The organism is Ktedonosporobacter rubrisoli, from assembly GCF_004208415.1.
Classification (GTDB): domain Bacteria; phylum Chloroflexota; class Ktedonobacteria; order Ktedonobacterales; family Ktedonobacteraceae; genus Ktedonosporobacter; species Ktedonosporobacter rubrisoli.
In genome coordinates, this window is sequence record NZ_CP035758.1 from 3,631,271 (window position 1) to 3,644,625 (window position 13,355).

Genomic DNA, 13,355 nt, shown 5'->3' on the forward strand with positions numbered 1-13,355 from the left:
ATCTGTATGCTTGTTGCCAGGAGAGAAAATTATAGTAATAGAAGCAATAGGGAAATTTAGGGGAGAAACGTCAAAGGACTAGCAAGTAAGCTCAATGCATCCTTTGAACCCGCGTGCTATAATACTACAGGCATTGCTTTTCGGCTCCTGGCTCCTTACCATCGCCGCTGCGCATGACCCCTGGATAAGTCCAACCAGTGTCAATACGATGTGGTCAACCTTGCTTATGACGCTATTGCTTTCTACATCCTCAAGACGGATCGTAAAAGGTAGCTGACGACCTGACACTGCTCTTTTATTATACTCACGAAACCAAAGGCGTTATGTGAGTTGGCATTAGGGACATACTAAAATTATGGATATAGTCTTTATTGATACGCCAGACACAAGCGATATTACTGGTTTGGAATCTGTTGTACGGCATCGTGAGCAACTCCTGTCAACCTTGCTCCAGGCTTCACATAAAGCCTCTTCATTACATCAAAACGTTCTCGCTAGTCTCACCCTTCCCATAGCAGCAGAAGATCCACTACTCATTTTCAAGACGTTCAAGCAGGGCAGCGCGGATGAGATTTTCTTCTGGGCACACCCTGAGGAACAAAGTGCCTTTGTTGGTGTTGGCGCGGCGATAACTATAGAGGCTACTGGCCTTACTCGTTGCGCGAGCGCCGCTGCTCAATGGCATGCCATTCAAGAGCATGCTGTAATTACCGCCTCATCTATTCACCTGGGAGGCCCGATGCTCTTTGGCGGTTTCTCATTCGATCCCTTGCTCCCATCACAGCAACTCTGGCAAGACTTTCCAGACGCGCTCTTGATCTTGCCCCTGCTCCATTATCACTACAGCGGCACGCGCGCCGCGCTCACTATCAACCAGCCTGTCAATGAGGGCGACGACATCGCACGACTCGCCGATGAGATCAGCGCGCGCATACGATCGCTGCATGAAGCTATAGAGGCAGAGAACGGAGCAGGAACGGTACAAGACAAGGCCTCTCTTCAACTCTCCATCCAGAACCTTCTGCCAGAGTCTGCGTGGAAGAGCAAAGTAGCGGACGCTGTAAAAATGATACAGAGCGGTGCATTTGAAAAAGTTGTGCTGGCCCGCGGTGTACGCGTCGTCAACACAGCTGAGGAAGCATTTGACATCGGTGCAGTCCTCCCGCAACTCTATAAGACCTATCCGTCAGCCCACATCTTTGCCTTTCAGCGCGGTCAACGCACCTTCGTTGGTGCCACACCTGAACCACTCATTGAAGCCCATAATAAACAGTTGCGGACGATGCCTCTTGCAGGCTCGGCTCCACGAGGAGAAACCGAAGCCGAAGATAGGCGTCTCGGCACGGAGCTTCTACATAGTGCGAAGAACAAGGTCGAGCATGAGATTGTCGTAGTCACTATACAAAAAGTGCTGGCCTCTCTCTGTTCCACAGTACGCGTAGAAGACACTCCGCACCTGCTCCGACTCAAGAATATACAACATCTGGCCACAACCATCGTAGGAGATTTGCTTCCCGGCCACTCACTACTTGAAGCCCTGCAAGATCTGGCCCCAACGCCGGCCGTGGGAGGTTTTCCCAGAAAGCCCGCACTCGAATTTATCCGTAAGCAGGAAGGGCTAGAGCGTGGCTGGTATTCCGGTAGCATTGGCTGGCTTGATATGCAAGGCAATGGTGAGTTTGCTCTCGCGCTACGTTCCGCACTCATTGAAGGCAATCAAGCTATACTCTTCGCCGGTGGCGGTATTGTCGCAGATTCGCATCCCGAAAGCGAATACTCCGAGACTTGTTGGAAGCTCCAGGTTATGCTTCGTGGATTACGTGGCAAGGATTGAGAGGGAAGGATCTCAACAGGCATGACTGGGGGCGCTAGACGTTGCCAACCCCACATACATCTATGTAGGCGCGTTCTTTGACGAGTTACAGCACGCTGGATGTCGCACGTGGTTATCTGCCCGGGATCGCGCTCGACCCCTCTGGCAATGACCACCGCTGCGCCCCCAGCTACGTTTCTGGATGCACATGGACGAGAGATCAGTTGCCTTCTTCGCTCTGGGATTCTCCAAACAGCTCCACCAGACGGTCGCGCTGCTCTGCATCAGGGACCGCGGCCGCGAACTTTCTGCCCGCGATTATCGAGGCGAAACTCATGCATGTGGCGCTGCTGGTTCTAACGGCGGATCGTCCGCACGAATTACGCGATTGTGGAGCTCCCCAAGCCATCAACCAAAACCAGCTCTATGGGACGCATACAAAATGGTTTATGGATGTGGTGCTGCCCAAGCCACCAACGCGACCTTACGCTATATCCGTACCATTGCGCAGCGCGCGCCAATCTCACCAGGGGCGTGCCCGCCGTACCTGTCATCTCAATCTAACTTTTCATGAGCCCTTTACGCCTGAACCATGGCCAGATCAGCCACTACCATCGCTCGCCATGCGCGATGAGATTGCCTGGCAGGGCCGCGTCGAGAATGCTCCTTACATCAGCGTGCATTTCGCCTCACCTGGCTTCTCAAGCCTTTGCGCGCAATTTCTCAGAAGAAGTGGACTTGGCTTACAATCTCGTTCAACAGTTTGCACAGATGCTATGGACATGCACAGGAAAGAAGCCCGATGACTGGCTCACTCAAGCACAGGCAAGTCAGATCCCCGAATTGCAATGTTTTGTGATTGGGATAGAGCTAGACAAAGCAGCGGTCAAGGCTGGCCTGACCCAGCCTCGGAGCAATGAAGTCATCGAGGGAAAGGTCCACAAACTGAAATTGATCAAAAGGATGGGATATGGTCGTGCATTGCTCCCCTCATTGCGTCAATGTGTGCTTCATGCCTTATAAGGGCGAAAAGATGACATGAATGATCAGTTTCTCGTAAAAAAAGCGAAAAGTATCACCAAAAGTGATCCAGACTCATTTGATGTTCGGATTTACGTTATTCTGAGGAAAAAGTACGTCATACCATATAACTGCGCATCAGTTTTGCAAGAACTAGCACTAGAAGACACTAAATGAATACAAAGCCTTCCGGTAGCTTGACAAAGAAGATGACGTAAGAGCGACGTATCTCCTCCCAAAGAGGCATGTCCTGAATGCGAAAAGTAGATTTGACATGGATTTGATGTAAATGAAGCTATTTCAACCATAGTTATATGGTATGACGTACTATTTCCTCAGAATAACACCGACAGCCTAGCCGTCCTCCTTTGCATCACCGCTGTTCCAGCGCTATGCTTCTTTCACATATACCTCCACCCAAGCATCATACGCTGCTTGTCCTCCAGGGGCACCCGGGATGACGGTGCTGGCAGTGGCAGAGACAATAGGCGCTCCACTAGTGACCCGATTGACGCCACTCCAGCCATCGCGCATCCAGACGACGCCTGCTAAGATCGCATCAGTCACGTGGGCCTTGGCTTCGAATTGACCACGCTGGTTGGCGATGACAATGGAGGTACCGCTCGCTATGTGTCGTTTGTGTGCATCCTGGGGATGTATCCAGAGTTGCGGCTCCCGATTGGCAAGAGCCAGCGTTGGGAGTGCTTGGCCTTCGTCAAAGAAAGCATGAAAGGCGGTAAGTGTACGTCCCTGACAGAAACGCAGGGGATACTTTTCACTGGCTGGCACGGTATAGGATGGCAGTGGAGAGAGACCGGACCGCAAGGCCCGCTCACTCCAGAACTCGATTTTTTGAGAGGGCGTGTCAAAAAGGTGGTCCTGGTAGGCGATGTGCGAGAGACCATTCTTTTGCCAGTATCCTCCACATCGGCGAAGCTCAGCGACGGTTAGCGGTTCGCCGTCAGCTGTCTTTTGCGCAGCCAGCAGGGCATTCACAAAGTCTTCTTCGTTCCACCAGGGAAAGAAGCCCTCCACCGCAAGCTGCTGTGCCAGTTCGCGCAGAATGGTGGTAAGAGAACGACACTCCCCTGCTGGTGCAAGCGCGCGCTCCATCAGGTAGATATGAGTGGCCGTCTCTTTCAGACCAATATCTTCCAACCAAGCGGTCGCTGGCAATACAAGATCAGCACAACGCCGGGAAGTCGCATTCAGAAAGAGATCGTAGGAAACAATCAGCCTGATCCGCTCCAGCCCGCATGCAAGTTCGTTTGTGTCGGCAAAGGAAGAGAGCATGTTGGTACCAAACAAAAATAGCACATCAAGCTGACCGCTAGTTATGGCCTCAGTTATGCTGGCCATATGGCTGGGAATAGCTGCCTTGGCTGGCATTTTGGGGGTGACATCCGCCAATACATCGGCGTAGCCAGTACTCTCTGGTGATGCTCCGTGGCGCTGGCCTAGACCTCCTCCCGCGATGCCCAGTTGTCCGGTCAAAGCTGGCAGACAGGAGATGGCGCGCGAAGGCTCCCACCCGTACTGATGCTTAAACATCGAACTGCCACCTAATACAATCACTGCAGGAGTCTGCGTGGCATAGCACCGCGCGAGATCACGGATGCGCTCCGGCTCAATGCCAGTGATCGCTGAGGCCCATTGGGGGGTACAGGTCTGAACAGAGGCCGCAAAGGGCATAAAGCCCAGAGTGTGGTGCTCGATGAACGCTCGATCATAGAGTCCTTCCTCCAGAATGACCTGCGCCATGGCGAGCGCGAGCGCGGCATCGCTACCAGGCCGGAGCAGGAGCACGTCGTCAGCGTGGCGCGATGCCTCGGTGCGGCGCGTATCAATCTGGATTACGGAGGCACCTCGTTTGCGTGCCTCAACTAAGCGCGGCGCAAGATCAGGTTGGCTAGCCAGTGTCGCGCCCCAGAGTACAATCGTGCGGGAGTTGGCTGCCATATCCTCTTTCGTATTAGTTTTTACTACCCCGGTCAGTCCTAACCCGTAGCCGCCCATAGCCCAGCAGACAATCGCGCTTGACCATTGCTGAAAACCACCCAGTAGGCCAAAGCGGCTCACCAGCCTATGCCCTATCGGTCCTGTTGTGCCGATGCCATGTCCTCGCCAGAGTCCCACGCGCTCTGGTCGCGTTTGCTGGATAGCATCGACGATCATTGCATATGCCTCATCCCACGAGCACGGCTCGAAGCTCTCCTTACCTCGCTGGCCCACACGGCGCAGTGGACGCAGCAAGCGTTTGGGATTCTCAAAAATCTCTTGTGTGGCCCAACCTCTCATGCAGAGAAAGCCCTGACTATCCGGGTTGTGCTGATCTCCTTTGAGTGATAGGAGTCTGTTCTCCTCAACCTCAATCGTCATCCCGCATTGGGTAGGTAAGCAATTCATTGGACACATTGTCGTGATCTGGCGCTTTCCAGCCATATGTTCCTCCATGCATTCCTCAATCTCGTTCTGTTATTTCTCTTCTGAGGGACTCAAGAAGCGTTCCTTCTTAAGCAGCTCTTACCTGTTTTTCTTTTCCATAGAACTATTTCTCCATGAATAGTGCTCTTCGTTGAGGTTGTTTTCTTGCGCTCATAGGCTAGCTGACGCATCCCCAGACATTCTCGCCTTCGCTAGTGGCACGGATCGCCAGGGCTTGCAAACCTCGTTCCAGGTGCTCGATGACGGCCCCATACTGCTGCTGAACGAAAGGATGGTGTTTCCACAATGGGAGATTCAGGGAAAACATGGTAGCTACCTGTGTCGTAGAAACAGGTACCTGAGACACGACTCAGGCAGCGTCTGAGCCCATCATTCACCCGGTATTGCTCAAGCCCAAGGCCGATATAGAGTTCGTTGCCTCGCTGTTTGAACAGAGCCGTCTGAATCTCCAGGTAGCGGCGCAAGAGCGGGTGTTCCGTCCGAACCCATTCGACTTCTTCCACCAGTAGTAAATCCTGTGGCCGCAGTTGCGTCCCCCAGCGCTCAAGCACAGAGATCTGCACTTGGAGGTGGGTCAACAGCAGACGGCAGAAGATGAGATCGCATGGTTCAGTTGGAAAGGGGATATGTGTCACATCATGACGAACAAACGAGAAATACGTTGGTGCGTTTCTCTGAGCCTGCCAGAGAAAGTATTCGGAACTACCAAGGCCGATGGCTCGAACACACTGTGAGACCTCCGCCAGAAGGCACGTGGTATATCCCGGCCCACATCCCAGATCGATAGCAACCTCTGGTGCTGTGCCAACCACTGCTTGCAGGAACGGACGGCTTGAGAAGGCAAACACGTCAGCAACGATTTGCAATCTACGTGCCGCCCTCTCTGTATCTTTAAAAAGAAAGGACATGAACTTCCTCTTGACTGTTTTTCGCTCTTGTCAAAAAGATGTTTAAAGGAAGCAGTCGAGGGTCAAACATGGAGCATTTGTGACCTGCTGAATTGACGACATAGCTGATGGTCCTCTCGTCAATCTGCTTGTACCCGCTACCTGGTCCCTAGTGCCACGCCGTGTAGCGACACCCTATAAACCTTGGTTTGATGACGCAAGGGCCCATTGAGGGACATTGCTCTCTGCGTCATAAGCCTTGGGGTAGTCAGTTTCCTAGCGCCATCTCCAATAGTGCACCTGAGGCATCACTTCTCCGCACGCCCTCATGCCCGCTTTCGTCTTGACGATATCAAGGAGTCGATGAAAGGGCTGAAGGATCTGAAAAGAACGACGACCACTCTGGTTCACATAATGGAGAGCCAGCAGGACAGCGAAGCGCTTTTGCTGGTTTGCCAATGGCTCTGCCACAAAGCTCAGGGCTGCCTCTTGATTCTTTGCATGCATCTCAACTATCAAGTAGCTATCCTCCTCTGCCTGTCGTACTGTCCAACCGGACAACTGCTCACCTGCCTGCATAGGTACTGTTTGCGGCGTCAAGCTCGTTCCCTTCCCATTCTTCTTAGAACTCTCTCTGCCCAGCATTATGGTGCGTAGAATCAACACCGGCTTCATCCATGCCGGCTGGTAGGTGATCCAGCCAGCTACAAAGGTACGCAGATCCCCCTTGCCAATGGCACTTGCCACATCGATATAATCTGCATCACAAAGAAGTGGCTCTATCTCGGGGAAATTCAAAGTGGGGTGTGTGCTATTTGTCTGCATATCTGGTTTCCTTTCTGGTAGGTTTGCTTTCTGCTGCATAGAGCAAAAAGTCAGAGATTCTTGCTCCTTCCCGGTAGAGCGCTTCCAATTCATCATCCTGTACTGGTGGCAGGAACTGTTGGCTGCCTCCAAAAATGCTGTAGTTTAAAATTATTCATAGCTGATCTTTCATGTTCTGGGATTGTTCAAACTGGGATAATTATCATCCGCTGTGATTTTAGAAAATGGACACAAGCCCATTTCTCCCCTTCAAAGAGGAGCCTGAGAGGAGGCTGCAGGTTATATGCGCTTCCTATTGTTTGAGACCAAATCCTAGATAGGTGACAGCTGGTTTTTCTCCCCGTTTCGCCATTTTCATCTGGACACGCTCGCCCGCTTCATCTGCATTTATACTACCTCGTTTGTATGCTCTCACGGCACCGATGAGTTGCGAGAGACTCCTTGGTTTGAATGCAACACACTCCTGGTTGGCAAGACCATGCGCATGCATGATGCGTTTTAGATTGGGAGGCGCAACCAGGCGGCTCTGGTCGTAGCGGTGGGGTGGCATAATATTGGTCCAGGACCAACGCTGAAAAACAAAGAGATACACCAACCTGCTCAAAATTGTCCTGTGTACCGTATCATACAGGAATGCTCCTCCTTTCTTTAAGACACGCGAAGCCTCTGCTATCACACCGTCGAGATTCTTCGTTACCTCCAAAGTATCGGAGCAGTAGACGATATCAAAAGAAGCATCAGCATAGGGAAGGTGCTCAGCACTCCCTCTATCGTAGTCAATTGCCAGCTCTTCTTGCCCAGTCTGTTTCTTGGCGAAAGCCAGAGCAGCCTCAGAACTCTCAATAATCGTCACGCGCCATCCTCGTCGTGCCAGCACTTCTGCAAAGAGGCCTCGCCTACCTCCAATATGGAGTATGCTCTTCCCATGCGGGTTGAGATGAAGCGTATCAAAGATCACTGATTGAAAGTACTCATATCGAACAGAAAGCAGAGATCGTTCCCGCATCGCTAATCCTTCCCATTCGGAAGGGGTTTCTCTCCTGAGGTCGTCCCATCGTCTTGTCATAATGCTTTCCTTGCTCGCTCCTTCACAAACTCGTGTTAGTAGAGCAGTAGTACAACGACAAAATTCATTGCACCTTTCGAGCTCCAACCAGGATGATATCCATTGCCATCTCGGCGTTGCATTGTACGCTTTCAGGATCGAATCTCTGCGGAAGCTGAATCGCCATGGAGACGATCCCATGAGCCATCGCCCAGAGTGTATTGCTGGTCGTTGTAGCATCGGCAAAGCGTAGGTCCCCCATATCGATAGCACGCTGCACGGTATCCTTCAAAACACGGAATGAGTCGATTCGCGGCTCATATTCCTCATTTCGATATTTCAATAAGAAATCAGAACGTTGCAGAAACATCAATTGATAATAAATGGGATTCTGCAAGCCGAAGAGAAAATAGGCTCGCATAACGGCTCGTAGTCCCTCTAAGGGCTCATCAGTACTCGAAGCTGCAGCTCTCAATCGCTCTCTGAAGTTGACAAACGCCTCATCAATAATAGCAAAGAGCAGATCATCTTTATTGGTGAAATAATAATAAATATTGGTTGCTGAACAGCCAAGGCGCTCGGCAACCTTACGTAGAGAAAATCCCTCGTAGCCTTGCTCAGAAAACAACGAAGCCGCTGCATTCAGAATAGCTTGCTTGGTAGCTTCCTTCTCCTGTACACGACGGCGCTGGCTCAACTGACGGAGGCGTTCCTTCTGGGTCAGCATTTTATCCACTGGCATCCTCTTAGATTTTTACTGGCATTACAAATTATAACACTGTTATAATAATGCAAGCTCTTTGATTCGTCAAGGTCACATTAACATAACGCCAGACTGCTACAAGGTTGCCTTTTCTCCATTAACTGGCCAACCGAGCCAAAGCGCAGTGCGTTGAGCATGGGGAAGATTGGTTGCGCCACGATGAGCGAAGTGCCCGGCGTCATTTGGCAATCGTGCGCGGAAAAAGCTTGTCAAGGTGGAAGAAGCTGGCGTCTCGACCACTTTTCCGCGAAAAAAGCGGTCTCGCTCTTCGTTCGTCGGGCCAGAAAAAGACCAGGGCCATGCTGGAAAAGAAAAACTCGGCTCGTCAAATGAAGCCTTTCTCTATGAGAAGAGTATAGAGCAGAAAGTTGCGCACTGCTCCTGAGAAGTTACGCAAGAAACTCGATCTGAGCCTGTATTAGCTCCTGGAAGAACTGCTGAAAGGGGTCGAAGCTGAACTCGGTAGGCTTTCTACTTGCAAACCCTGGGTCAAACAGGTGCCATTCCTCATCCTGCTCTCAGGTTTAGGTGCCCTCTCAGTCATAAGGTGCTGGCCACCATCAGAGATATCATCAGTTTTCCTTCTGCCAACCAAATGTTTGACTCTGCAGGGTTGAGAGCTAGCATCCACGATTCTGGGAAAGTCTATCGGAGAGGAGGCATTCATTTCTTCTCATCACTTCCCTCCTTCTTAGAAGAGGATACCATACTGTATGGTATCCTCTTCTAAGAAGGAGGGAAGTGATGAAAAAACAGAAAGCCGATGTACGGTTACGCGAGGGTCTTCTCATACACACAGGGCCAGGCCATCTTACCCTTGGCGAGCTCTGCCAAGCGACTCGAGCTCACAAAAGGGTCCTTTTACTCCCATTACAAGAAGCGTTTTGCCTCTATCGGGGCCCTGCTTGAGTTCTGGGAACACGAAGTGACTTCACGGCTTATCGAGATTAGCCAATGTGAAGGCACACTCTTGCTGCAACTTCGCAGTCTTAGCGAACTGAGTACGACGCAGAGATATGGCCAGGTGGAGAAGGTTCTTTGTGCCTTGGCCTCTTAATAATGAAACCGTGCGTTCCTAATCAACAGCGGATCGATGCCAGACGCTTGTCCTATCTCCACGAACTCTCTATGCGCCGCCTCGATAACCCCGCTGACGGCCTTTTGCTGGTTCGCATCCTCTCCACGATGTTCATGGGGTATCAACATCTGGAACCACCCATAAGTGGAAAGGACCTGCGACATCTCTACAGATACCTCCTAAAATCGTCGTGAGGATCTCAAAACTCCTCAGAGCAGTTTTTGAGAGAGAAGTCCTGAAGTAAGAAGCATAGAGAAGGATGCTTCTGCAAGGCTAAAACGTGTTTTACCTGCACATCAAAGGAGCCTATGACCATGGTACGAAATATCCATACTCGTGATCTCTGTAGTTCGCTTCTTGAGGTTGGTCAACTTATCGATGGCCTTGCCTCTGAGCAAGATCGGCTCTGGCCTCATGAGAGTTGGCCCGCTATGCATTTTGACCGCCCACTGAGCGTTGGAGCAGTGGGCGGCCACGGCCCACTCCGTTATACGGTAGAGTCGTACAAACCAGGCACATCTATTTGCTTCCGATTTACCGCTCCAGATGGCTTTGAAGGGACGCACGGCTTTGATGTCTCTGAAGTCCGTCCCGGTCTTGTTCGGCTTCAGCACACTCTCTGCATGCGTCTCAAGAGAGGGGCCTGTATTTCATGGCCATTCATCTACCGTTGGCTCCATGATGCATTGATTGAGGATGCTCTTGACCGAGCTGAAGCTGCTGTCACCTCGTCGTCTGTTCATCGACACTCCTGGTCTCTCTGGGTACGCTTGCTGAGGCGCCTTGCACGCGCCAAAGGGGGGCGAACCGTTGCTTGAAGCCCTCGTTGAGAACTTTTCAAAGAGGACCCTCAATTTCCCACGAAGCCCCATGTCTCTGACAGACAGAGAAGATGATGAAAATGAGGTAGAATACCTGTGAGACTGACGTACAGAGATCGAGCGCAATTGGTGTACCGTACCCATCCACAAAGCTGATCTAGTAGAATGCTTCCACCATGATGCAAGAGCGTATGGCCGCAATAGGATGTCACAAACCAACCCAGCGCATAGTTGGTATAGAAAAGCTCAGGGAACTGTCTGGGGTCCAGCGTTATCAACTCGCGATCAACTCCGGGCATGTGAGAGGTATGCAATTGCATCATCTGCTCCTCTGAAACGAGCTGCTGGTCGTCCACTTTCCCTTTGTTCAGATGGAAGCGCACCCGTTTGCTCATATCCTTGATGCACGAATGGATGCTGCCAGCCGGAGCTAGCGCCTGCCAATGGCTGTAAAAAGGAAGCTCTTTGATCTCGCCATGCCTGCTCCGGTACGGCAACGAGTAGTCCATGACGCTCTCGCGCGCACTGCGATCATCAATATAGCTATTCGTCATGCCTAACAGCGCGAAGAGGCGCTGCCGCACAAAATCTTCCCAGCTCAGGCCGCTGACGCACTCGACGAAATAGCCAGCGGTCGCGTACATCATGTTCTGGTATTGCCAGGTGCTGCGAAAATCCTTACAGGATTCAAAGTATGCGAGCCTCTCAGGGAAGAGGTTGAGTGGTGCCATCAGGCTTCCTTCCTTCTTTCCAGACCCCCTTACCCTTTCTCCTTGAGGAGACTTGAAAGATTCCCTTCACCTATGAACATGTCATCAAAAGTGCGTCAGAGCCAAGGTAAATCATAAATCGTTGTGGTTTATCCTATTGGGTGCGCTTGACGGCTCGGGTGTCCTTCTCCCACTCAGCTTCGCTATTTGCCAGCAGGCTGCCGATGATTGCCAGAAAGAGGAAGGCCATCGTCAGGCTTCCTACGATGTAGCGCCACTGCTCATTCGTAATCTGTGTGAGCCAGGAATACCAGAGCGTGTCAACGATGCCCGCGAGGCAGCTCAGCACTCCAACAATGATACTTAGCCAGAGCACAGGCATGGGGACAATACGCACATTCAGCACAAGGGAGCGATACCGGCGATAGCAACCAACGATATTGAGAAACAGGAAGAGAGTGGAGATTGCCCAGACCAGGGTTGCTGCTGCCTGCGTGACATTGTACGCGTCAAGGGAGAGGTCGCTAGGTGCGCCAAGAAAGGAAATCGAGGGCACGAGTACAAAGCCAATAAGGGTCACGATGATCCCGAGCACGGTCTGAAAGAAGATCGCGTTGGTCGGGACACGGTGCTTATTGAGCTTAGCAATGGAGGTGGGCAGGCGACCATCAAGCCCGGCAACCATTAGCAGGCGCGCGAAGACATAGTTATAGGCCATACCTTCAGCAAGAAAAGACCCCATCAGACCAATGGCTGTCAGACTTCCCCAGCCATGCCCCAGCACTTTATCCACCGTCATCACCAGGGCATAGGGATTATTTACCGCGGCCTGCCCCTCTACGACAAGGACAGAAAAGGTACTTACCATGTAGATGGAGAAGATGATCAGCGCGCCCCATAGCAGATGGCGTTTGATCGCGCCACTATTCGTCATCTCCCCTGCCAAATTCAGGGGTCCTTCGGTGCCGATGTAGGTAAACACGATCAACCCGAAGAGGGAGATGTTTCCCGGGTTGATGCTCCAGTCGCCCCAGTGCGAGAAGTTCGTGGCCGAGCCGTGCCCTTGCAGCAGCCAGACAAGGCAGGACAGCCCGATCAGAAGATTGGAGAACAACATCACTCCAACCAGGACGTTGACGATGTTGCGCACCGTTATGAACCGCTGCATTGAGATAAAGCCGACGCAGGCGAGCACTGCACAGATGGTCAGCCCTTGCTGCCAGGGTAGAGCGAGCCACGCGGAGTTCATGGACTGCAGGTAGCTGACCAGTAGATCGGCAAAACTCGCGGTAATCAAGACACCAGGGAACCAGGCGCAGAAACCGGAGAAAAAGCTCCAGAAGCCTCCAAACGCCTTGTGCGTCCAGTTATAGAGCGCTCCTTCATGTGGAAACATGACACCAAGCTGTGCGGTTGCTACCAGGCTGGGAATGAAAAATGTTACGCAGCCAAGCAGCAGGTAGGTGAAAGCAGCCGGACCACCCGAGGCGGCTGTTGTCGCGCTGGATGCCAGGTAAATACAGATCACAAATGTAGCGGTCATGCTCCATGTGCCCAGAACAGGTGGCATGGTCCTGGGCACATACGTTTCCGATATCAACTCTGCCTCAGGACTCGCGCTACTTGCAACAGGCGCATCTGACCTCAACGCTGTATTCTGGAAAAGCTTGTTTTGTTGCGCCATCTCTTTTTTTCTTTCCTTCCACTCCCAAATATGCACACTCCTTGAGGCTTCCATGCCTCCTTTTGCACACATCGAGAAACAAGCTATTTGCTTTCATAAATACTGTCACGGTTGATGGTAGGACTATGCACTTCTCGCTCTTTAGGGCTTTGTCTTCAGACACCTGGCAAACTTCTCGCGAGAAGCCCATCATTTGAGAAAGCAATGAGAAGAGGCCGGATGCTATGCCCCGAGCCTCCCTTGTGTTCTGTCTTGCATCTTGTA

Annotated in this window: 11 protein-coding genes and 1 pseudogene; 4 read left to right on the forward strand and 8 right to left on the reverse strand. The window is 51.8% G+C overall.

Going from position 1 to position 13,355, the window contains the following annotated elements; all coding sequences use genetic code 11:
• Positions 1-355: 355 nt before the first annotated feature.
• The 3 genes and pseudogenes from EPA93_RS16180 to EPA93_RS48430 form a co-directional block, all read left to right on the forward strand.
• The gene (locus tag EPA93_RS16180; RefSeq protein WP_129888503.1) at positions 356-1,834 is read left to right on the forward strand and encodes an isochorismate synthase; all 1,479 of its coding nucleotides are present in this window, start codon (positions 356-358) and stop codon (positions 1,832-1,834) included.
• Between the two features lie 77 nt (positions 1,835-1,911).
• Positions 1,912-2,619: a thiamine pyrophosphate-binding protein gene (locus EPA93_RS16185; RefSeq protein ID WP_207229569.1), complete on the forward strand. Its 708-nt coding sequence runs from the start codon at positions 1,912-1,914 to the stop codon at positions 2,617-2,619.
• Positions 2,543-2,836, forward strand: a pseudogene (locus EPA93_RS48430) (transposase); the annotation flags it as partial. The gene EPA93_RS16185 and the pseudogene EPA93_RS48430, both read left to right, overlap by 77 nt.
• Before the next feature lie 387 nt (positions 2,837-3,223).
• Here the strand turns inward: EPA93_RS48430 and EPA93_RS16195 are convergent.
• The 6 genes from EPA93_RS16195 to EPA93_RS16220 all read right to left on the reverse strand — a co-directional run bounded on the left by EPA93_RS16195 (position 3,224) and on the right by EPA93_RS16220 (position 10,040).
• Complete coding sequence (locus tag EPA93_RS16195; protein WP_165423168.1) at positions 3,224-5,275, reverse strand: molybdopterin-containing oxidoreductase family protein; 2,052 nt, start codon at positions 5,273-5,275, stop codon at positions 3,224-3,226.
• A 194-nt stretch (positions 5,276-5,469) separates the two neighbouring features.
• Complete coding sequence (locus EPA93_RS16200; protein ID WP_129888506.1) at positions 5,470-6,186, reverse strand: class I SAM-dependent methyltransferase; 717 nt, start codon at positions 6,184-6,186, stop codon at positions 5,470-5,472.
• Positions 6,187-6,441: 255 nt separating this feature from the next.
• Positions 6,442-6,990, reverse strand: coding sequence for a DUF2867 domain-containing protein (locus EPA93_RS16205; protein ID WP_165423169.1), 549 nt, complete (start codon positions 6,988-6,990; stop codon positions 6,442-6,444).
• A gap of 292 nt (positions 6,991-7,282) precedes the next feature.
• Positions 7,283-8,056, reverse strand: coding sequence for a class I SAM-dependent methyltransferase (locus EPA93_RS16210; protein WP_165423170.1), 774 nt, complete (start codon positions 8,054-8,056; stop codon positions 7,283-7,285).
• A gap of 64 nt (positions 8,057-8,120) precedes the next feature.
• Positions 8,121-8,777 carry a TetR/AcrR family transcriptional regulator gene (locus tag EPA93_RS16215; protein WP_129888509.1) on the reverse strand — a complete coding sequence of 219 codons (657 nt, stop codon included), beginning with the start codon at positions 8,775-8,777 and terminating at the stop codon, positions 8,121-8,123.
• Between the two features lie 1,074 nt (positions 8,778-9,851).
• Positions 9,852-10,040, reverse strand: coding sequence for a hypothetical protein (locus EPA93_RS16220; RefSeq protein WP_129888510.1), 189 nt, complete (start codon positions 10,038-10,040; stop codon positions 9,852-9,854).
• A gap of 150 nt (positions 10,041-10,190) precedes the next feature.
• On the opposite strand from EPA93_RS16220, the gene EPA93_RS16225 reads away from it, so the two are divergent.
• Positions 10,191-10,694, forward strand: a complete 504-nt coding sequence (locus EPA93_RS16225; protein ID WP_129888511.1) for an SRPBCC family protein — start codon at positions 10,191-10,193, stop codon at positions 10,692-10,694.
• A 32-nt stretch (positions 10,695-10,726) separates the two neighbouring features.
• On the opposite strand, the gene EPA93_RS16230 is transcribed toward EPA93_RS16225, so the two are convergent.
• Together EPA93_RS16230 and EPA93_RS16235 are read right to left on the reverse strand one after the other, a co-directional pair.
• Entirely contained in the window at positions 10,727-11,428 is a 702-nt protein-coding gene (locus EPA93_RS16230; RefSeq protein ID WP_129888512.1) for a serine hydrolase domain-containing protein, read from the reverse strand.
• A gap of 133 nt (positions 11,429-11,561) precedes the next feature.
• Positions 11,562-13,091 carry an APC family permease gene (locus EPA93_RS16235; RefSeq protein WP_165423171.1) on the reverse strand — a complete coding sequence of 510 codons (1,530 nt, stop codon included), beginning with the start codon at positions 13,089-13,091 and terminating at the stop codon, positions 11,562-11,564.
• Positions 13,092-13,355 lie beyond the last annotated feature (264 nt).

What these genes read in the sequence shown, in the direction of transcription:
- EPA93_RS16220 (WP_129888510.1), bottom strand. Translation starts at nt 10,040, where the DNA reads ATGTCGCAGGTCCTTTCCACTTATGGGTGGTTCCAGATGTTGATACCC.
- EPA93_RS16210 (WP_165423170.1), bottom strand. Translation starts at nt 8,056, where the DNA reads ATGACAAGACGATGGGACGACCTCAGGAGAGAAACCCCTTCCGAATGG.
- EPA93_RS16205 (WP_165423169.1), bottom strand. Translation starts at nt 6,990, where the DNA reads ATGCAGACAAATAGCACACACCCCACTTTGAATTTCCCCGAGATAGAG.
- EPA93_RS16195 (WP_165423168.1), bottom strand. Translation starts at nt 5,275, where the DNA reads ATGGCTGGAAAGCGCCAGATCACGACAATGTGTCCAATGAATTGCTTA.
- EPA93_RS16225 (WP_129888511.1), top strand. Translation starts at nt 10,191, where the DNA reads ATGGTACGAAATATCCATACTCGTGATCTCTGTAGTTCGCTTCTTGAG.
- EPA93_RS16235 (WP_165423171.1), bottom strand. Translation starts at nt 13,091, where the DNA reads ATGGCGCAACAAAACAAGCTTTTCCAGAATACAGCGTTGAGGTCAGAT.
- EPA93_RS16180 (WP_129888503.1), top strand. Translation starts at nt 356, where the DNA reads ATGGATATAGTCTTTATTGATACGCCAGACACAAGCGATATTACTGGT.
- EPA93_RS16200 (WP_129888506.1), bottom strand. Translation starts at nt 6,186, where the DNA reads ATGTCCTTTCTTTTTAAAGATACAGAGAGGGCGGCACGTAGATTGCAA.
- EPA93_RS16215 (WP_129888509.1), bottom strand. Translation starts at nt 8,777, where the DNA reads ATGCCAGTGGATAAAATGCTGACCCAGAAGGAACGCCTCCGTCAGTTG.
- EPA93_RS16230 (WP_129888512.1), bottom strand. Translation starts at nt 11,428, where the DNA reads ATGGCACCACTCAACCTCTTCCCTGAGAGGCTCGCATACTTTGAATCC.